Source organism: Rhizobium sp. 10N427 (genome assembly GCF_056394605.1).
The window spans coordinates 119,937-139,139 of record NZ_JBFTID010000004.1 but is presented as its reverse complement, the minus strand read 5'-3'; the positions used below and the strand labels follow the sequence as shown (position 1 = coordinate 139,139).

The following is a 19,203-nucleotide window of genomic DNA, read 5'->3' as shown; positions in this document are numbered from 1 at the left end:
CAAACAATGTTTGCCTAGTAAAGAAATCCGATGATGTCGCGGACGTCCTTCATCGTGGCTTCGGCACGGGCGCGGGCGCGCTCTCCGCCGTTGCGCAGGATCGCGTCGATATGGGTCGTGTCGTCCATCAGCCGGCGCATCTCGCCGGTGATCGGCGCGAGAACCTGCACCGACAGATCGATGAGGGCTGGCTTGAAGACCGAGAACTGCTGACCGCCGAACTCAGCAAGAACTTCCGCCTTCGTCTTGTCGGCGAGCGCTGCATAGATGCCGACGAGATTGTCGGCTTCCGGGCGGCCCTTCAGACCCTCGATTTCGCTCGGCAAGCCATCGGGATCGGTCTTTGCCTTGCGGATCTTCTTGGAAATCGCCTCTTCGTCGTCCATCAAATTGATGCGCGACAGGTCGGACGGATCGGATTTCGACATCTTCTTCGTGCCGTCGCGCAGCGACATGACCCGCGGCGCCGGACCATCGATCAGCGGCTCGACCATCGGGAAATAGGCGTGAACAGGCTCGTTGCCGACCACGATATCGGTGCCATGACCGGCCCGGCGGATGTGATCCTGATAATCCAGATTGAACTTCATGGCGATGTCGCGCGCCAGCTCCAGGTGCTGCTTCTGGTCGTCGCCAACAGGCACATGGGTGCCGCGATAAACGAGAATGTCGGCAGCCATCAGGCTCGGATAGGCGAGCAGACCCAGCGAGGCATTCTCGCGGTCCTTGCCAGCCTTGTCCTTGAACTGCGTCATACGGTTCATCCAGCCGATACGGGCAACGCAATTGAAGACCCAGGCAAGCTCGGCATGCTGCGGCACGGCGGACTGATTGAAGACAATATGCTTTTCGGGGTCGATGCCGGCGGCGATGAAGGCGGCAGCGATAGAACGGATCTGGCCGCGCAGGTCCTCGTGAACCAGCTGCGCGGTGATCGAATGCAGGTCGACGACGCAATAGATGCAGTCATTGCCGTCCTGCAGCGCCACGAACTTGCGGATCGCGCCGAGATAATTGCCGAGATGGAGATTGCCGGTCGGCTGAACGCCGGAGAATACGAGCTTCTTGAATTCGCCCATGATGATGTCCTCGATTAGGCTGGTGGAGGGCCCCAGGGCACGACGCCCATGTTGCTAACGGGCGCGCTTATGCACGCGTCAAAGGCGGCAATCAAGAGCCTGCGGATGCGGCGTGTTGGATGAGGTCGAAGGTGTTGCCGTAGGGATCCGAAAACACGGCGACTGTGCCGTAAATCTCGTGCCGCGGCTCCTCCAGAAAGCGAACGCCGGCGGCAGTCATCGCCGCATGGTCGCGCGCGAAATCGTCGGTCCTCAGGAAGAAGCCGACGCGCCCTCCGGTCTGATTGCCGATTGCGGCCTTCTGCTGTTCGTCCGCAGCCTGCGCAAGCAGGCAGGCCGCACCTTCGCCGCCGCGCGGCTTGACCACGACCCAGCGCTTTCCGTCCGGCATCGCCTCATCCTGCAGGCAGTCGAAGCCGAGCGAACCACAATAGAAAGCCTTTGCGCGATCATAGTCATCGACGACAAGTGTGACGAGAAACAGCGACTGCATGGATCCGGGCTCCTGATTCAAGGCATTTCAACGGGATGAAGGCTCCCTTCTTAAACTTTTTTCAGCCGCCGAGCCGCATTTTTTGCGCGCCGAAAGCGATTTCGGATGGGCTATGCGCGCAATGGGCAAAGCCTTGATTCCGTTTTGGGTGTCAGGAGTATTTTATACTCATTTATAGCTATGTTGAAAATGTGAATATCCTATAAATGAGGTATTTTCACATTTTCAATTGGTAGATAATTTCACAAAATGGTCACAATTGAAACCAACGTTCCTGGCGCCATCCGGCCGGGCGCTGCCCTTTCAGCCCGGCCCTTTCCGGAGGGACGTCGATGCACACCATTCTATCCCTGGCGCTCGCCAGTCTTTTCGCCGTGTCTTGTTGCTTGAATGCCAATGCCCAGACCGCCAAGAAGCCATCCGTCCGGCTGCTCAAGAATGCCGCCACATCCGCCTACACGGTGCAGACCGTCAGCGTCCGTGTCGGCTGCTTTCCGCCGCGCCTGAGAGGAATTCTTGCCCATATCGCCGCCAAGACCGGCAGGCGCCCGATGGTCACATCGGGTTTCCGGCCGCATTCCGGCCGGTCGCACTCTCAGCACCGGCATTGCAATGCCGCCGATATCCGGGTGCCCGGCGTTTCCGAGCGGGTGGTTATTGCCGCCGCTCAGAGCGCACCGGGCATCGGTGGTATCGGCCGCTACTGCAACGGCATCGTCCATGTCGATACCGGGCCGAAGCGGCGATGGACCTACTGTTGAGCCTCAGCCTTCGGTGGAAGGTGCCGGCTTGCGGTTGAGGTTGCGGCGGATCATGCCGAGATCGGCGCCGCCGATCAGGAATGCCGTGGCGAAATAGACGATCATCGAGATCGCAATCAGCAGTCCCAGCGTGCCGATCTTGGTTGTCAGATGAGCGCTTGAGGCGAGCCACGGCTCCCAGCGATGTTGCAGATAGATGATGACGCCACCCATGACGGCGGCCGAGACGACGAGCAGCGCAGCGCGCCGAGCCAACGCCCATTCCCACGCGAGGTGGCCGCGCAGAATAAGAGTGGTGAACAGCAGCACCGTGCTGATCCAGCCCGCAGTCGCCTCGGCAACGGCGATGCCGGGGGCGCCAAGATGCGGGAACAGCGTCAGCGCCGTTGCGCAGTTGACGCCGACGGCAACAGCTGAAAACCGCATAGGCGTCTTGGTGTCCTCGCGCGCATAGAAGCCCGGCTGCAAGGCCTTGATGAGCACGAAAGCCGGAAGGCCGATACCGTAGATCGCCAGGATCGAGCCGACGATGGCAGTGTTTTCCTGGTGGAATGCGCCACGCTCGTAGAGCACGCGGATGATCTCGTCGGAGAGAATCCAGAGGGCGAAGGCAGCCGGGATCGTCAGGAACAGCACGAATTCGATCGAGCGGTTCTGCAGATTGCCGGCTTCGCGCAGATTGCCGCCCTTGAGCGCGCGCGCCAGCTCCGGCAGCAGGACAACGCCGACCGCAACGCCGACGACACCGAGCGGCAGCTGATAGATACGGTCGGCATATTGAAGCGCTGCAATCGCACCTTCGCGCGATGAGGCGATCGCCTGGCCGATCATCTGGTTGATCTGGGTTATACCGCCGGTGACGGCTGCGGGAACCGCGAGGATCAGCAATCGCTTGACGTTGGGCGTCATGCGCGGACGGCGCAGGCCGATACTCATGCCGGCATGGATGACGCCGATATAGACGACGGCGAGCTGCAGGATACCTGCAGCAAGTACGCCCCAGGAGAGATACCAAGCCGTCTGCAGCGGCTCGGAGCCCGTGTAGAGCGCATAAAACAGCGCACCGATCATGACGACATTGAGGAAAACAGGGGCAACCGCCGCGGCAAAGAAGTGATGCAGCGAATTCAGCATCCCGCTCATCATCGCCGTCAGCGACATGCACATCAGATACGGGAACATCACCGCCGCCATGCGCACCGTGATCGAGAACTTGTCCGGATCGTCGGTGAAACCCGGCGCGATGATGAAGCGCACCAGAAGCGGCATGCAGAGCTCCATCACGATGGTGATGAGCAGCAGTACCGAGAAGAGCACGCCGAAGACTTCCTCCGAGAAGCGTTTGGCGCCATCGGTGCCATTCGCCTCGATCTCCTTTGCAAACAGCGGCACGAAGGCTGCATTGAATGCGCCTTCGGCGAACAGCCGCCGGAAGAGGTTCGGGAAGCGGAAGGCGGCGTAGAACACGTCGGCCATCGGCCCGGTGCCGAGGGCGGCGGCCATTAGCGTTTCGCGGGCAAACCCGAAGATACGGCTGCCGAGGGTGGCGCCGCCGACGGTGGCAAATTTCTTGACAAGGCTCATGCGGGCGAACCGGCTTTCTTGTCGTTCGGCTGCGAAGTCCTGGTGGCGGCAGGTGCGATGATGCCCGAAGGCATGCGCTCGCGCAGTTCGTCCTCTTCACCCGCCATGACGGCTTTCAGCCGGGCGGTGATGTTGGAGCGCTTGCTGTCGCTGGTGATCTTCTGACCGACGAGGTCTGTGACGTAGAAGGTATCGATCACCTTCTCGCCGAATGTTGTGATGCGGGCGGATTGAATGTCGAGTGACAGATCGGACAGCACGGCGGTGATTTCCGACAGCAGACCGGCGCGGTCGAGGCATTCGACCTCGATGACGGTGAACTTGTTCGACAGGTTGTTGGTGATGTTGACCGACGGCGGAATGACGAAGGCCTTGCTCTTCTTGCGATTCTTGGTGCGTGTCGCGATGACTTCAGGCAGCCGCTTGCGGCCCGAAAGCACGTCCTCGATCATCCGGCCGATCGTCGCCGCACGGCGCAGCTCGTCCTCGTCATTGGGAAATTCGCGGCTCACATGGATCGTGTCGAGCGCGCGTCCGTCCGATGTCGTGAAGATCTGCGCATCGACGATGTTCGCACCCGCTGCAGCGCAGGCGCCGGCGATGACGGCAAGCAGGCGCGGATGGTCGGGTGACAGCACGGTGATCTCGGTGATCGCATGGAAGCTGTCGGTCCGGACAGTAGTCGCCAGCGCCTGACCAGCCTTGTCGGTCTGCCGGATGAAATGCGCGTGGCGCACCTGGTCTTCCAGCGGAACGGAAAGCAGGTAGGGCTGGTAGTGCAGCTTCGTGTAGGTCTTGCGGTCCTTCTGCGTCCAGTCGGAGAGCGCGTTGAACAATGCTTCGGCGGCGAAACCGGCGCGCTCCTTGCGCGATACTTCAGAGAAGCCGCCGGCAAGCAGCAGCTCAGTCTCGTAATAGAGCGTGCGCAGCAGCTGCCCCTTCCAGCCATTCCAGACACCGGGGCCGACAGCGCGAATATCGCAGATCGTCAGGATCAGCAGCATCTTTAACCGTTCCAGCGACTGCACGCGATCGGCAAAATCGGTGATCGTCTTGCGGTCCGTCAGGTCGCGGGTCTGTGCGACCATAGACATCGTCAGATGTTCCTCGATCAGCCAGACCACCATCTCGGTCTGCTTCTGCGACAGGCCGAAGCGCGCGCAGAGTTTGCGGGCAACGCGGGCGCCGGCAATCGAATGATCTTCCTGGCGGCCCTTGGCAATGTCGTGCAGCAGCACCGCGACATAGAGCGAGTCACGGTCCTCGATGCCCGGCATCAGCTTGTTGGAAAGCGGGTGCAGTTCCTCGGCCTTGCCTTTGTCGATTTCCGAGAGAACATCGACGCTGCGGATCAGATGCTCGTCCACCGTATAGTGGTGATACATGTTGAACTGCATCATCGCGACGATCTTGCCGAACTCGGGAATGAAGCGGCCAAGCACGCCGGCCTCGTTCATCCGCCGGAGGATCAGCGCAGGATCGCGGTGTGATGTTAGGATCGACAGGAAAAGCCGGTTCGCATCCTCGTTGTCGCGCAGATCGTTGTCGATCAGGCCGAGCGAGCGGCTGACCCGCTTCAGGGCATCGGGATGGAATTCCAGTCCATTCAGATCGGCCACATGGAAGAGCCGGATGATGGCGACAGGGTCACGCTTGAATACCTCAGGATCGGCAAGCGTGATGCGGCCGCGATCTTCAACGAATTCCGCACTTCCGGCGATCTTGCGGGTCCGGTGCGTGAAGCGGCTCAGCACGCCGCTCAGTCCCGGGGTCGACTTCGCCTGCTGGTCTTCGAGCGCGGCGCAGAGAATGCGCGTCAGATCACCGACATCCTTGGCCACCAGAAAGTAGTGCTTCATGAAGCGCTCGACGGCCGAAAGGCCAGGGCGCGGCTGATAGCCCAGCGCTTCGGCAATCTCGCGCTGGATGTCGAAGGAAAGCCGCTCTTCCGCCTTGTTGGTCAGGAAGTGCATATGGCAGCGCACGGCCCAGAGGAAATCCTCGGCGCGCATCAAGAGCCGGTATTCCTGCTTCGAGAGAACGCCGAGCTTGATGAGCTCTGCGGGATCGCGGACGTGATAGTAGTATTTGGAGATCCAGAAGAGCGTGTGCAGGTCGCGCAGACCGCCTTTGCCTTCCTTGACGTTGGGCTCGACGAGATAGCGCGTGTCGCCGGCCTTGCGGTGGCGCTCGTCGCGCTCGGCAAGCTTGGCGGCGATGAATTCCGGGCCGGTGCCGGTGACGATTTCCTTGTCGAAGCGCGCTTCGAGATCGGTCTCCAGCGATTGGAGGCCGCAGATATAGCGCATTTCGAGGATCGCCGTGCGTATGGTCATGTCGGATTTCGACAGCGCGATACATTCTTCGACGGTGCGGGTCGCGTGGCCGACTTTGAAGCCCATGTCCCAGAGGATGTAGAGCATGAACTCGACCGCCTTGTGGGTCTCTTCACTCGGCTTCGGCAGGAAGAGGAATAGCAGGTCGATATCGGAACCCGGCGCCAGCGTGTCTCGGCCATAGCCGCCGACCGCGGTCACCGCGAACTTGTCCTTCTGCTTCGGAAACACGTGGGTGATCGCGAAATTGTAGAGGACCGCGATGATCTGGTCTTGAAGCCAGGAGATGCGGTAAGCGCAATTCAGTCCGCTGCCGTCTTCCGAAAGCAGTGTCCGGGCTTTCTGGCGGCCCTCTGTGCTCGCTTTCTTGAGAAGCGCCAGAAGGTCGGAGCGCAGTAGATCCGGCCGGTTCCTGTTGGCCTCGGCGACGGCGTCGCACTGGCTCTGCAGGTAGGCGGTATCAAGAATGCTGGAAAAGTCGATGTCTTGCTTCGCCATGCTCTGTTCGCGCGGCGCGGCTTGATCGTTCTGCGCCTCTCGTTTCGTCTGCATGCGCTATAGCCTCTCTGCCCGGCGAATGACACCGGCTTCATACCTCAAGAACCTTTAATTTTGGCGAAAAGGTGTTGGCGCGGGCTGTGGCGAGGCGGTTTGCCGCAAGTTCGGCGGGCGCCGGCTTTCAGGCGGCCTGGGCCTGGACCGAATACAGCACCTGCCGGGCTTCACCGGTGATCGCCTCGAGCGTCGGCCTGTCGCATTCGCGGTATCCCGCCTTGGCGATCATCGACGCCAGTTCGCAGATCAGTGCGCAGCTGCGGGTCACTTCCAGTAGGCCATAGGGCGAGTTCCAGCCCCGCGGATTGCCATGCTCGTCGGCCTTGCGCAGCGCCTCGAGGATCGTGAACATATCGGAAAGCCGCTGTGTCTCGCGGACGAGGCTGCGCATGAACATCCGGCGGGCTCCTACTTCACTTGCTTCTTGAGGGCGTAAAGCGCGTCCAGCGCCTCGCGCGGCGTCATGTCGTCAAGGCTCATGCCTTTCAGCGCTTCCTCGACCTTCGACGGCCCGCGATTGCCATCTTCGCGGCGCACCGCCACCTGGAAAAGTGGCAGGTCGTCGATCAACTGGCTCGCCGGGTTCTTGCGGTCGGCGTCCTCAAGACGCGTCAGCACGTCGCGCGCGCGGGCAACCACCGAGGCCGGCAACCCGGCCAGCCGTGCAACCTGGATGCCATAGGAGCGATCCGCCGCGCCCGGGCCGACTTCATGCAGGAAGATCACGTCGCCATCCCATTCCTTCACGCGCATCGTGGCGTTCGATAGCCGGGCAAGCTTTTCCGACAGAACCGTAAGCTCATGAAAGTGCGTGGCGAAGAGGCCACGGCACCGGTTGGCCTCATGCAGATGCTCGACAGCGGCCCAGGCGATCGACAGGCCGTCGAACGTCGCCGTTCCGCGGCCGATTTCATCGAGGATCACGAGCGAGCGCTCCGTAGCCTGATTGAGGATCGCCGCGGTCTCGACCATCTCGACCATGAAGGTCGAGCGGCCACGGGCGAGGTCGTCGGATGCGCCGACGCGGGAAAACAGCCGGTCGACGATGCCGATATGCGCCGATGCCGCCGGAACGAAACAGCCCATCTGCGCCAGGATCGCAATCAGGGCGTTTTGGCGCAGGAAGGTCGACTTACCGCCCATGTTCGGGCCGGTGAGCAGCCAAATGGCGCCGTCCTTGCCGTCGGAAGCGGGAGACAGATCACAATTGTTGGCGACGAAGGGCCCGGACGACTGGCGGCGCAGCGCTTGCTCGACGACAGGATGCCTGCCACCTTCGATCGCAAACATCTTCGAGCCATCGACCATCGGGCGGCAATAGGCCTGCTCGTCGGCGAGCAGGGCCAAGGCCGCGGCAACGTCGATGATCGCGAGCGCCCGGGCGCCAGCCTTGATAGCTTCGGCCTCGGCAACGACGGCCGCGGTCATCTGGTCGAAGGCCTTCAGCTCGATCTGCAGCGCCCGGTCGGCGGCGTTGGCAATACGGCTTTCGAGATCGGCAAGCTCGGTCGTCGTGAAACGCATGGCATTGGCCATCGTCTGGCGATGGATGAAGCGCGCCTTGGCTTCGGCGGTATCCGTCATCGGCCCGGCATTGCCCGCCGTCACCTCGATGAAATAGCCGAGCACATTGTTATGCTTGATCTTTAGCGACTTGATGCCGGTCTCATCTGCATATTGCAGCTGCAGTCCGGCAATCACGCGGCGGGACTGGTCGCGCAGTGCCCGGACTTCGTCGAGCTCGGCATCCGCACCATCGCGCAGGAAGCCGCCATCGCGCTTCAGCAGCGGCAATTCGTCGGCCAGCGTCTCGCCGAGCAGGGCTTCCAGCGCGGGCGGAAGCGCACGAAGCTCGGTCGAGGCGCTATCGAGTTCTGCGGGTAACAGGGCATCCGAAAGACGGCGCGCCAGTTCGCTGGCGGCACCAAGGCCCTGGCGGATCGCCCAGAGGTCGCGCGGTCCGCCACGATCGAGCGCCAGGCGGGAAAGCGCACGCGGCATATCCGGCACATGCCTCAAGGCGTCCCGCAGATCGCCGCAAAGTGACGGCTCTTCGATCAGAAAGCCGATTGAATCCAGCCGCTCGTTGATCCTTGCCGGATCGGTCAGCGGCGACATCAGCCGCTCGGCGAGCAACCGTGCGCCACCACCGGTAACTGTACGGTCGATAGCCTTCAGGAGCGATCCGTTGCGGTCTCCCGAGAGCGTCTTCGCCAGTTCGAGATTGGCGCGGGTCGCCGGATCGATGAACAACGTCGAAGCGCCGCTCTCGCGCTCGGGCTTTCCAAGCGGCGGCCGCTCGGCGATTTGGGTCTTCTCGACATAGGCGACAGCGGCGGCCGCAGCCGCAAGTTCTGCCCGCGAGAAAGTCCCGAAGCCATCGAGCGTCGAGACGCCGAAATAACGGGTGATGCGGCCCTCTGCCGTCGCGCTGTCGAACAGCACGCCCGGCTGCGGCACGGCCACCCGGCCAAGCACATCGAAAACAGGCTTTAGTTCCGGGTCGTAGAACATCGTATCCGGCACGATCAGCTCGCGCGGTTCGATGCGCAGGATGTCAGCCAGCAGGCGGGAGCTCTCTGTTTCGGCGAGACGGAAAACACCGGTTGAAATGTCGATCCAGGCAAGGGCCATCAGCGGTTCGGATGCGCCGCGGATACGAGTGAGCGCCATCAGATAATTCGATTCCGATGGCGAAAGCAGCTTCTCTTCGGTGATCGTGCCCGGCGTCACCAGGCGGACGACATCGCGTTTGACGACCGATTTCGATCCGCGCTTCTTGGCTTCCGCCGGATCTTCCACCTGTTCGCAGACGGCAACGCGGAAACCAAGGCCGATCAGCCTCTGCAGGTAATCGTCGGCGGCATGGACAGGAACGCCGCACATCGGGATATCCTGACCCATATGCTGGCCGCGCTTTGTCAGCGTGATGCCGAGCGCGCGTGAGGCATCGAGCGCGTCCTCGAAGAACAGCTCGTAGAAATCGCCCATGCGGTAGAAGAGCAGCGAATCCGGATTGTTCGCCTTGATCTCGATGAACTGCTCCATCATCGGCGTCGCCGAGGCGCGGCTTTCCTCCGTCGAAAGTTCGGCAGCCGAAAAGGCTTCGTGTCGAGGATCCATTCTGTCGTTCACGTCGGTCGGCTTTTCCCTAAAAAACAGGTGCCACCCTATCGAAGCGCGGCTATAGAAGACAACAGCTATCGGGAAATGGGAGCCGTTAGCCCACAGGAGGATTGAGGGAGGTATTCGGCGAACCGCGAGGTCAGGAACCCCTTGAGGGGACACCTGTCAGCTCCGGCGGATATTTTAATCGATTGTAGCCGTACGGCTTTTTCGCAAGGCGTCGTGTCGGCCCAAATAAGCGTGTCTATAGAGGGATAACGGCGCAATCGAAGATGGTTGCCAGGAGATTTGGAGGACATATGCCCGACATGAACAGCAAGCAGCGCCCCGCCAACGGCATCACCGACAAGGAAGCGCTGGACTTCCACTCAATGGGGCGGCCGGGCAAGCTCGAGGTCAATCCAACCAAGCCGATGGCGACACAGCGTGATCTCTCATTGGCCTATTCGCCTGGTGTCGCCGTTCCGGTCAAGGCGATCGCCGCCGATCCCGCCACTGCCTACGACTACACGACGCGTGGCAACATGGTGGCCGTCATTTCCAACGGTACGGCCATTCTCGGTCTCGGTAATCTCGGCGCTTTGGCGTCCAAGCCGGTCATGGAAGGCAAGTCGGTCCTTTTCAAGCGTTTCGCCGATGTCGATTCAATCGACCTTGAAGTCGATACCGAGAATGTCGACGAGTTCATCAATTGCGTCCGCTTCCTCGGCCCGTCCTTCGGCGGCATCAACCTCGAAGATATCAAGGCGCCGGACTGTTTCATCATCGAGCAGCGCCTGCGCGAGCTGATGGACATCCCGGTTTTCCACGACGACCAGCACGGCACCGCAATCATCGCCGCCGCCGGCCTGATCAACGCGCTGGAGCTCACCGGCCGTGACCTGAAGACGACGAAGCTCGTCTGCAACGGGGCCGGAGCCGCCGCGATCGCCTGCGTCGAACTCATCAAGGCGATGGGTTTCGCGTCGGAAAACATCGTGCTCTGCGACACCAAGGGCGTGATCTACCAAGGCCGCACCGAGGGCATGAACCAGTGGAAGTCGGCCCATGCCGTCAAGACCAAGGCCCGCACGCTGAAAGAAGCGATGAAGGGTGCCGACGTCGTCTTCGGCCTGTCGCAGAAGGGCGCCTTCTCGGAAGACATGATCCGCTCGATGGCCGATCGGCCGATCATTTTCGCGATGGCGAACCCGGATCCTGAAATCACACCTGAAGAAGTCGCCCGCATCCGCGACGACGCAATCATGGCGACCGGCCGCTCGGACTATCCGAACCAGGTCAACAACGTCCTCGGCTTCCCTTATATCTTCCGCGGCGCGCTCGATGTTCGCGCCACGACGATCAACGACGACATGAAGATTGCCGCCGTCAAGGCGCTTGCCAGCCTCGCTCGCGAGGATGTGCCCGATGACGTCGTTGCAGCCTATCAAGGCAATCGCCCGCGCTTCGGCGCCCAGTACATCATCCCGGTTCCCTTCGATCCGCGGCTGATCTCGGCGATCCCGGCCGCGGTCGCGGAAGCTGCCATCGAAAGCGGTGTGGCCCGCAAGGTCATTACCGATATGGACGGCTATCGCCGCGAGCTCTCCGCCCGCCGCGACCCGATCGCCTCGACGCTCGCGAGCCTCTACGAGCGCGTCCGCCGCCGTCCGAAGCGTGTCGTCTTTGCCGAGGCGGAAGAAGAGCAGGTGATGCGCGCCGCGCTCTCTTATGCCAACCAGCAGCTCGGCACCGCGATCCTTCTTGGCCGCGAGGACCTGATCAAGGCAACGGCCGAGCGCGCCGGCATCGATCTCAACCGTCCCGGTCTGGAAATCGTCAACGCCCGCATCTCGACCCGCGTCGAAGCCTATATTGACTATCTCTATGCCCGCCTGCAGCGGAAGGGCTACCTCCACCGCGATGCGCAGCGCCTGATCCACAACGACCGCAACCATTTCGCGGCAACCATGGTGGCGCTCGGCGATGCCGACGGCATGGTAACGGGTATCACTCGCAACTACTCGACGGCGTTGGAAGATGTCCGCCGCTGCATCGATGAGAAGCCGGGTCATCGGGTTATCGGCGTGTCGCTGGTGCTTGCGCGCGGCCGCACCGTCTTCGTTGCAGATACCGCCGTGCATGACATGCCGACGGCTGAGGAGCTCGCCGATATCGCCGAGGAAGCCGCCGGTCTCGCCCGCCGCATGGGGTATCAGCCGCGCGTCGCCATGCTCGCCTACTCCACCTTCGGCCATCCATCGGGTGAGCGCTCCGAGCGCGTACGCGAGGCGGTGAAGATCCTCGACAAGCGCCGGGTTGATTTCGAGTATGACGGCGAAATGTCGGCGGACGTGGCGCTGAATCGCAAGGCGATGGAGCAGTATCCGTTCTGCCGCCTGTCCGGCCCGGCCAATGTCCTCGTCATGCCGGCCTTCCACTCGGCCTCCATCAGCACCAAGATGCTGCAGGAACTCGGCGGCTCCACCGTCATCGGCCCGATCCTCGTCGGCCTCGACAAGGCCGTCCAGATCACCTCGATGGGCGCCAAGGACAGCGACATCGTCAACATGGCGGCAATTGCCGCCTATGCGGCCGGGTCGTAAAGCGAATAGCAATGACAAGGCGGAATGGGCGACACATCCGCTTTGTTCAGTCTGTCCTCAACCCGCGAACATGATCAGGTTGCCATCGGGATCGCGCACGATGAAAGTGCGCGCGCCCCAAGGCTCCGTTTTCAGGCTCTGATAAAATGGAACGCCGGCTGCCGTATATTCCAGAAATAATGCCTTTACATCGTCGACAGTGATCGTTGCCGAGAGCGCATCGATTTCCTGGCGCCGAAATTCAATGCTGAAGGCTGGGATATCGACGTGCCGGATATTCAGCTTCGCAGCGTCACGGGCGACCTGGGCATAGAAGGGCGGATTGCCGTAGGCGAAGATAGTCTCGAATTTCAGCTTCTGGGCATAAAATGCGAGAGATGAATCGATGTCGCTCACGAACAGCTGAGGCTGTGAATCGATCATTCGAGGCGTTGATGGGGATTGCTGCTTGGCTGCTGAACTCATTTCGCTAAGTCCCTCTTTCAGCGCGGCCCAGCTTTCAAAGCCCTCCATGGCGGCAACCAGCTCTTGAGCATCAACCAGCTTGAACTCGGCGTTGAGGATAGCCTTGTCGTCAAGGTGCCTGAAGCGCGGGAGCCAATATCCAATTTCCGCAGCAACAGGATAATAACGATCCTGATGCCAGCGTTTGAACTGCTTGGCTTTTTTCTTGAGGTTTTCGAAATTGGGCATGGCGCAACGTTGAAGATCGTAGGCGGGCATAGCCCAGCCGGCACCATGCCGATGCGCCCTACTGAAACGCTGACTTCAGGATGAATGTCCAACCAGGCGCCGTCAAGAGTGACGGCGCCTGCCCACTGCTATCAGCTCGCAAAACGTCCGGCGTCGGCGCCGTAGTAGTTCAGGTAGCGGTCCGAGATGCTGGAGATCGGCAGCACGATCAGCACGTCGGTGGTGTTGAAGGCGTGGTCGACGACGGCGGTCGACCCGACCATGGCGCCGAGGCGCAGATAGCCCTTGATCAGCGGCGGCAGCGCCATCAGCGCCTTCTTCGGGTTCACCGCCTCCGGCGGCATCAGATCCATGGCGCGTGCCATATGCGGCAGGGCATCGACAGCCCACTCGTCCTTGGCAACGACCGTGTGGTGCAGGAAGGAAAGCGCCAGTGCATGGCTTTCCGGATGAACGCCCGGAAACGATGCGCAACCGAACATCGCGCTGACACCATGCTTCAGGGCGTACGCCCAGTTGCCCTGCCAGAGAAGCTCGACCGTGCGCTTGGTGCGGTAGGCGGGCAGCACGCAGGAGCGGCCGAGTTCCATGAACTTCTTGTCGGGGTGGCGGGCGAGCAGGTCGCCGATCGCAAATTCGGAAGCCGAGTAAAAACCACCATTCGCCATTGCGACGTCCTGCCGCAGCAGGCGGTAGGTGCCGACGATCTGGTCTTCGCTGTCACCCTCGATCGAGCGGTCGAGAACGAGCAGATGGTCGCAGAAGGCGTCATAGGCATCGACGTCGCGCTCGCGGCGCATTGTCTCCGCCGGAAGCTGCGCGCCCATTTCCTCGACAAAAACGCGGTAGCGGACATGCTGCGAAGCGTCGATTTCGCTTGCAGTGCGGGCCAGCCGGGTTTCGAGGTTGCCGATGCGGCCGAGAACGTCGCTTTCTTTCGGCGGGGCCGAAGTTGCCGGCCGTGTGGCCTCCACCAATGTCTCACGATTCAAGGTGTCGATGTCCATTGACGATTCTCCCGTTGCCGGCTCATGAGCTGCCATAAAACACTAATGTGCGACAGGAAAGTGACATCAATGTTACGGAAAAATGCAGCTGGTGTCACTCATCATCAGAGCGCTTCGGCGCGTCTTGCGGAGAGCGCGGCGACGGCCTGGACCTCGGTCAGTAGCCGGATGGGATCGATGGGCTTGATCATGACGCGGTTGGCCCCGGCGAGCAGAACCGCGCGGCGCGACTCGTCCCGCTTGTCCGCCGTCAGCACGATGACCGGCACCGGCAGCAGGTCGAGCCGCCGCTCGTGACCACGCAGACGGCCGATCATGTCAACACCTTCGCCGCCCGGCATGGTCAGGTCGCTGATGATGATATCAGGCCTGCTGCCGTTCTCGGACAGGGCGCCATCGAGCAGCGCCTCGAAGTCCTCGACATGGCGGACGGTGTGCCCCCCCTTTTCCAGCATCGCACGCACAAGCATCGCGTTGATCGGATCGTCTTCGCCAAGCAGGATATTCAGTCCGTGCTGCTGGCTGGCTTCCGGGATCGAGGCGCTGAAGCCTGGCTGATTGTCGTTCAGAGCGTCGCGCTTTTCCATGCCGCGCATACGGCCGCGCAGTACGTCGATCAACGACTGCTCGCGCAGCGGCCGGATCAGCCAGGCGTCGAAGAGATCGAGCGCATGGGAATTGCGTTCTTCCGGATTGACGAGCAGGATCTTGCGCAGGCCGAGCGCTGCAATGTCGGCGCGATCGGCAAGGTGGCTGGAGAACTCGGCCGATAGCCGATGATCGATGATAATGTCGGTCGGGCGTTGTCCGCGACCGGCCATGTAAAGCAGCGTCTCGCGCGCCGTCTCGCCGTCTTCGACGAGGTGGCAATCGCCGCCGAGTGCCGTCACCGTCTCAGCTATAGCGGCCCGCGCCGCACCGGCCGGTGCGAGCAATAGGACCGTGTTTCCTGCCAGCAGCCCTTTGCGCCGTCCGCGGCTTTCTTCAGTCATGCCTGCCGGGAAGCGGATGGTGAATTCACTGCCTTTGCCCTTTTCGCTGGCAACCGTCAGCGAGCCGCCGAATTCGCGCATGATGCGGGCGGAGATCGTCAGCCCAAGCCCGGTGCCGCCGCTCTTTTCCATCATCGTTCCTCCCTGTTCGAATTCGGCAAAAATCCGCGACTGCTCCTCCGCCGTCATGCCGGGTCCGGTGTCGGTCACGGTGATGACGAGTTCGTCGTCCGTCAGGGCCGCGCGGATGAAGACGCCGCCGGCCTGGGTGAATTTTACCGCGTTGCCGATAACGTTGAATAGCACCTGGCGAAGACGGGCCGGATCGAAGCTCATGAATTCGGGGACATCCGAAGACACGGTCGCGCCGATCTCGATATCCTTCTCATGGGCGCGATGCGCCAGCATCTCGACGACGCTCTCCAGCAACTGCCGGAGCGATTCCGATCGCGGCCGCAGCTGGAAACGGCCGACTTCGATGGTCGAGAAATCGAGCAGGTCTTCAACCAGCTGCGTCAGCGCGTGGCCGGACTGGCGGATGCCGCCGATATAATTCTGCTGCTCCTGCGTCATCTGCGCCTGGGTCAGCAGATGCGTCATGCCGAGAATGCCGGATAGTGGCGTGCGGATTTCGTGGCTGACGGTGGCAAGCAGACGCGACTTTGCCGCGCTGTTGTATTCCGCCTTCTGCCGCGCCTCTTCGCGGGCCTGTGCCGTCAGGCGCTCGGCGGTCACGTCCCGGGCAACGCTCTGGATCAGCAGATTGCCGCTCGTGGGGTCGCGGGTGACGACGTCGTTCCAGACGAAGATGCGCTGTCCCTCCGGCGTCGAGATCTCGACGTCGAAGCGATGCGGTTCGGCGCCGGGGCGAAAGGCAATGCCGATTTCCTCACAGGTCTGGCCTTCCGGCTTCAGCCGCCCGGTGAGACGCCGGAACGTCGCGTTGGCGCCAAGGATTCGCCGGTCGATGCTGCGGGTAACGGTGATATCGCCAAGTACGTCGTGGACATTGGCAAAAAGATCTGCTGCCTCGCTGGCCGGTACGCGCTCATGTCCGGTCTTCGCGGCCAGACGGGAATTCGTCTTGCGGCTCGACGCGGCGGCATAGGCGATCAACACGACAGCAATGAAGGCAAGTCCGGCGGATAGAAACAGAATGCCGCCTGCCTGTCCGAGAAAAATGAGGAGGCAGGCCGCAATCAGACCGGCGCCACCGAGCCAATATGACACAATGCTGCGAAGCGGCCGCTTCCGGTGTTCGGGCAGCGCGTCAGCCTTGGATTGCAGGTTATCATCCGCCGTCCGCATTGCCTGCGGTTTGGCGGGACCGAATGCCGCGGTCAATCTTTCCTGCAGTTGAGCCAAGCTTTGCATGAATGCTGGCTAACATAGGCGCTCTTCCGAATGCCTTCAGGAAAAAGCTAAAATTTTAGCTTTCGGCCTTTTTCGGTTGCAGCAACTCGTCAAGAATCACGCATCCCGCGCCGACGGTGATAAAACTATCGGCAAGATTGAAAACTGCGAACGACCATGTTTCGGTATGAAACAGGATATAATCGATCACGTGCCCGTAGAGAAAGCGGTCGAAGAGGTTGCCGAGCGCGCCGGCAATGATCAGCGCGAAGCCGGTATGCGCGATCCAGCGGTCCTTCGCTGTGCGATGCCACATCCAGATCACGAAGGCGACAATGATCAGGCGCATTCCCACGATGAACCAGCCGTCCATACCCGAGAGCATCGAGAAGGCGACACCGAGATTGTAGGTTCTATAGAGCGCCAGCATCGGAATGACCGGAACCATCTCCTGCAGCGGCAGATAGTGATCGACGGTAATCTTCACAGCCTGATCGAGGATCACTGCCACCACGATGAACAGCAAGATCGGCAGCGGGCGCGAAAAGAGGGCCGGGCGCGGGAGCGTCTGTTCGGTCATTTTGCCTCGGACAATGAGAGAAGGTGCCGCCTGGCCTCGAAGAGCATAACGGCGCTGGCAACGGCAAGGTTGAGCGAGTCGGCAAGGCCCTGCTGCGGAATGCGGGCAAGGGCATCGGCCTGGCTTGCAAGCTGATCCGGCAGACCGGATTGCTCGTTGCCCATCAGGATAACAACGGGCTTCTTCTTGTAGTCGATCGTGCGGTAGTCCACCGATCCGGCAAGATGCGTTGCGACCACCGAAACACCGGCCGTCTTCTTCCAGGCAATGAAGTCCTCGGGAGAAGCGCGGGTGACCGGCACGGCAAAGACCGAGCCCATGGTGGCGCGCACGGTCTCCAGCGAGAAAGGATCCGTCGTTTCGCCGACAAGGATGACGCCGGAGGCGCCTGCTGCATCGGCGGTGCGAATGATCGTGCCGAGATTGCCGGGATCGCGGACGCGGTCGAGTGCGATCCAGGTTTCGCCCTGCTGGGGATGGATATCACGCAATGGCTTCCAGCGGGTCTCGAAGATGCCGACGACCATTTGCGGATTGTCGCGGCGCGTGACCGAGGAAAGCACTTTCTCGCTCACCTCAAGCACTAGCCCGCCCGAGGCGACGGTCTTTGCCGCCATCTGCTCGACCAGCGGCTTGCCCTTCGCGGCCTTGGCATAGACCAGGGTGCGGATCGTCCAGCCGAGCTCGATCGCGTCGATCACGAGCTTCAGGCCCTCGGCCATGAAGGTGCCGCTCTGCTCGCGGGTCTTCTTGTCGCTGAGCGCCTTAATGTCCTTGATAATCGGATTGGCAAGCGAGGTGACTTCCTTCACCTGGCCGACCCGGCGGGGTCCGCGATCGTGGTATTCATTCATTTCGGCACCCAGCGGGAGAAGAGAGACGTAGAAAGGGCGCGGCCCGGCGTCTTGCCGTCGAGACCGCCTTCGCGGATCACCAGTTCGCCGGATTCGACGACGCCACCGGCGCCGCGCATCGTTTCGCGCATCAGTTCGTGGATCGAATAGAAGCTGGCGCGGATCGAGTAGGCGGTCAGCACCAGGCCGACGGCCTTGGGCGACAGGATGCCGCGGCAGATGTCAAGCATCAGAGGCAGATGCTCGAAGAGGTGCCAGACCTCGCCATTCGGCCCGCGGCCGAATTTCGGCGGATCCGTCAGGATGATGTCATAGGTGTTGCCGCGGCGCTCCTCGCGCAGGATGAACTTCATCGCGTCTTCGCAGATCCAGCGGATCGGCAGCTTTTCCATCCGTCCGAGCGCCTGGTTCTCGCGTGCCCAGCCGATTGCCTTCTTCGAGGCATCGACATGGGTGACTTCGGCACCGGCTGCAGCCGCCACCAGCGAGGCGACACCGGTATAGCCAAAGAGGTTCAGCACCTTGAGCGGCCTGCCGGCCTGCTCGACCTGTTCCTTCATCCAGGCCCAATGGACGATTTGTTCCGGAAATACGCCGACATGCCGGAACGACGTGAAGCGGCCGAAGAAATCGACGCCGAGCAAATGGAGCGGCCAGGTTTCGCCGAGCGCGTCCTTCGGAAAACGCCAGCGGCCGGTGCCTTCTTCATCGACGTCACCGGTGAAGGCGGCATCGACCTTTTCCCAGACATGCGGGGGAAGTGACGGCTGCCACAGCGCCTGTCCCTCGGGGCGGATGATGCGATAGGGCCCGTATTGTTCGAGTTTCTGGCCGTTGCCGCTGTCGATCAGGTGGAAATCGCCGGCACCCAGCGATTCCAGGATGACAGGCACGCGCTCAGCTGGCCGGTCGCCCGTCCGGGTCTGCAACGGGCGTTCGATAGCAGGGCTCGTTGCGGCTTCGCGCACTGTTTCACGGGCAGCCGCAGGTTTCGCTGCGGGCTTTGCCGGGCGGTTGGGGCGCTCGTCGTTGCGGCGGTGGCCGGGGGAGCCGGAAGGCGTCTTTGCGCCCGGCCGGCGTTCTTTTTGTTTCAACGTGGTGTTCCGCGTCTTCAATTCGATAGAGCCCGTGCAAATAGCATTCCGTTTCACCTTGGCAAAGCGCTTTCCCGCTGTGATAAGTTTAGCGATCCGAAATGGGAGGAT

General features: G+C 61.7%; 14 protein-coding genes. 2 read left to right on the top strand and 12 right to left on the bottom strand.

Features of this window, described 5'->3' with window-relative positions:
- Positions 1–14: 14 nt before the first annotated feature.
- Both trpS and AC1DIJ_RS10405 read right to left on the bottom strand, forming a co-directional pair.
- Complete coding sequence (trpS, locus tag AC1DIJ_RS10410) at positions 15–1,079, bottom strand: tryptophan--tRNA ligase (RefSeq protein WP_112385252.1); 1,065 nt, start codon at positions 1,077–1,079, stop codon at positions 15–17.
- 91 nt (positions 1,080–1,170) lie between these two features.
- Positions 1,171–1,572 carry a VOC family protein gene (locus AC1DIJ_RS10405; RefSeq protein ID WP_112385253.1) on the bottom strand — a complete coding sequence of 134 codons (402 nt, stop codon included), beginning with the start codon at positions 1,570–1,572 and terminating at the stop codon, positions 1,171–1,173.
- A 332-nt stretch (positions 1,573–1,904) separates the two neighbouring features.
- Between AC1DIJ_RS10405 and AC1DIJ_RS10400 the strand changes: the two genes are divergently transcribed.
- Positions 1,905–2,333 (top strand): YcbK family protein, encoded by a 429-nt coding sequence (locus AC1DIJ_RS10400; protein ID WP_112385254.1) that lies wholly within the window; start codon positions 1,905–1,907, stop codon positions 2,331–2,333.
- Between the two features lie 3 nt (positions 2,334–2,336).
- On the opposite strand, the gene murJ is transcribed toward AC1DIJ_RS10400, so the two are convergent.
- The 4 genes from murJ to mutS all read right to left on the bottom strand — a co-directional run bounded on the left by murJ (position 2,337) and on the right by mutS (position 9,931).
- The gene (murJ, locus tag AC1DIJ_RS10395; RefSeq protein WP_112385255.1) at positions 2,337–3,917 is read right to left on the bottom strand and encodes a murein biosynthesis integral membrane protein MurJ; all 1,581 of its coding nucleotides are present in this window, start codon (positions 3,915–3,917) and stop codon (positions 2,337–2,339) included.
- Entirely contained in the window at positions 3,914–6,805 is a 2,892-nt protein-coding gene (locus AC1DIJ_RS10390) for a [protein-PII] uridylyltransferase (RefSeq protein ID WP_112385256.1), read from the bottom strand. Before AC1DIJ_RS10390 ends, murJ begins: the two co-directional genes overlap by 4 nt.
- 127 nt (positions 6,806–6,932) lie before the next feature.
- On the bottom strand, positions 6,933–7,205 hold the full coding sequence (locus AC1DIJ_RS10385; protein ID WP_112385257.1) for a hypothetical protein: 273 nt from the start codon (positions 7,203–7,205) through the stop codon (positions 6,933–6,935).
- Between the two features lie 11 nt (positions 7,206–7,216).
- On the bottom strand, positions 7,217–9,931 hold the full coding sequence (mutS, locus tag AC1DIJ_RS10380; protein ID WP_477831403.1) for a DNA mismatch repair protein MutS: 2,715 nt from the start codon (positions 9,929–9,931) through the stop codon (positions 7,217–7,219).
- 302 nt (positions 9,932–10,233) lie between these two features.
- Between mutS and AC1DIJ_RS10375 the strand changes: the two genes are divergently transcribed.
- Positions 10,234–12,519 carry an NADP-dependent malic enzyme gene (locus AC1DIJ_RS10375; RefSeq protein ID WP_112385259.1) on the top strand — a complete coding sequence of 762 codons (2,286 nt, stop codon included), beginning with the start codon at positions 10,234–10,236 and terminating at the stop codon, positions 12,517–12,519.
- Between the two features lie 57 nt (positions 12,520–12,576).
- Here AC1DIJ_RS10375 and AC1DIJ_RS10370 read toward each other — a convergent pair whose 3' ends face one another.
- From AC1DIJ_RS10370 to AC1DIJ_RS10345, 6 genes are all read right to left on the bottom strand, one after another.
- On the bottom strand, positions 12,577–13,212 hold the full coding sequence (locus AC1DIJ_RS10370; RefSeq protein WP_112385393.1) for a bleomycin resistance protein: 636 nt from the start codon (positions 13,210–13,212) through the stop codon (positions 12,577–12,579).
- A 131-nt stretch (positions 13,213–13,343) separates the two neighbouring features.
- Positions 13,344–14,219, bottom strand: a complete 876-nt coding sequence (olsB, locus tag AC1DIJ_RS10365; protein ID WP_112385260.1) for a l-ornithine N(alpha)-acyltransferase — start codon at positions 14,217–14,219, stop codon at positions 13,344–13,346.
- Positions 14,220–14,323: 104 nt separating this feature from the next.
- Positions 14,324–16,585, bottom strand: a complete 2,262-nt coding sequence (locus tag AC1DIJ_RS10360) for an ATP-binding protein (protein WP_112385261.1) — start codon at positions 16,583–16,585, stop codon at positions 14,324–14,326.
- 55 nt (positions 16,586–16,640) lie between these two features.
- A complete protein-coding gene (gene lspA / locus AC1DIJ_RS10355) occupies positions 16,641–17,144 on the bottom strand; it encodes a signal peptidase II (RefSeq protein ID WP_112385262.1) in 504 nt (167 codons plus the stop codon).
- Entirely contained in the window at positions 17,141–17,998 is an 858-nt protein-coding gene (locus AC1DIJ_RS10350; RefSeq protein WP_112385263.1) for a TrmH family RNA methyltransferase, read from the bottom strand. The genes lspA and AC1DIJ_RS10350 overlap by 4 nt, the downstream gene beginning before the upstream one ends.
- Complete coding sequence (locus AC1DIJ_RS10345) at positions 17,995–19,092, bottom strand: class I SAM-dependent rRNA methyltransferase (protein ID WP_112385264.1); 1,098 nt, start codon at positions 19,090–19,092, stop codon at positions 17,995–17,997. The genes AC1DIJ_RS10350 and AC1DIJ_RS10345 overlap by 4 nt, the downstream gene beginning before the upstream one ends.
- Between the last annotated feature and the right edge of the window lie 111 nt (positions 19,093–19,203).

Bases quoted from the DNA above. Each gene is read 5' to 3' on its own strand.
- AC1DIJ_RS10350 (WP_112385263.1), bottom strand. From the start codon at position 17,998: ATGAATGAATACCACGATCGCGGACCCCGCCGGGTCGGCCAGGTGAAG.
- AC1DIJ_RS10375 (WP_112385259.1), top strand. From the start codon at position 10,234: ATGCCCGACATGAACAGCAAGCAGCGCCCCGCCAACGGCATCACCGAC.
- trpS (WP_112385252.1), bottom strand. From the start codon at position 1,079: ATGGGCGAATTCAAGAAGCTCGTATTCTCCGGCGTTCAGCCGACCGGC.
- lspA (WP_112385262.1), bottom strand. From the start codon at position 17,144: ATGACCGAACAGACGCTCCCGCGCCCGGCCCTCTTTTCGCGCCCGCTG.
- olsB (WP_112385260.1), bottom strand. From the start codon at position 14,219: ATGGACATCGACACCTTGAATCGTGAGACATTGGTGGAGGCCACACGG.
- AC1DIJ_RS10405 (WP_112385253.1), bottom strand. From the start codon at position 1,572: ATGCAGTCGCTGTTTCTCGTCACACTTGTCGTCGATGACTATGATCGC.
- AC1DIJ_RS10385 (WP_112385257.1), bottom strand. From the start codon at position 7,205: ATGTTCATGCGCAGCCTCGTCCGCGAGACACAGCGGCTTTCCGATATG.
- AC1DIJ_RS10360 (WP_112385261.1), bottom strand. From the start codon at position 16,585: ATGCAAAGCTTGGCTCAACTGCAGGAAAGATTGACCGCGGCATTCGGT.
- AC1DIJ_RS10390 (WP_112385256.1), bottom strand. From the start codon at position 6,805: ATGCAGACGAAACGAGAGGCGCAGAACGATCAAGCCGCGCCGCGCGAA.
- murJ (WP_112385255.1), bottom strand. From the start codon at position 3,917: ATGAGCCTTGTCAAGAAATTTGCCACCGTCGGCGGCGCCACCCTCGGC.
- mutS (WP_477831403.1), bottom strand. From the start codon at position 9,931: ATGGATCCTCGACACGAAGCCTTTTCGGCTGCCGAACTTTCGACGGAG.
- AC1DIJ_RS10400 (WP_112385254.1), top strand. From the start codon at position 1,905: ATGCACACCATTCTATCCCTGGCGCTCGCCAGTCTTTTCGCCGTGTCT.
- AC1DIJ_RS10370 (WP_112385393.1), bottom strand. From the start codon at position 13,212: ATGCCCAATTTCGAAAACCTCAAGAAAAAAGCCAAGCAGTTCAAACGC.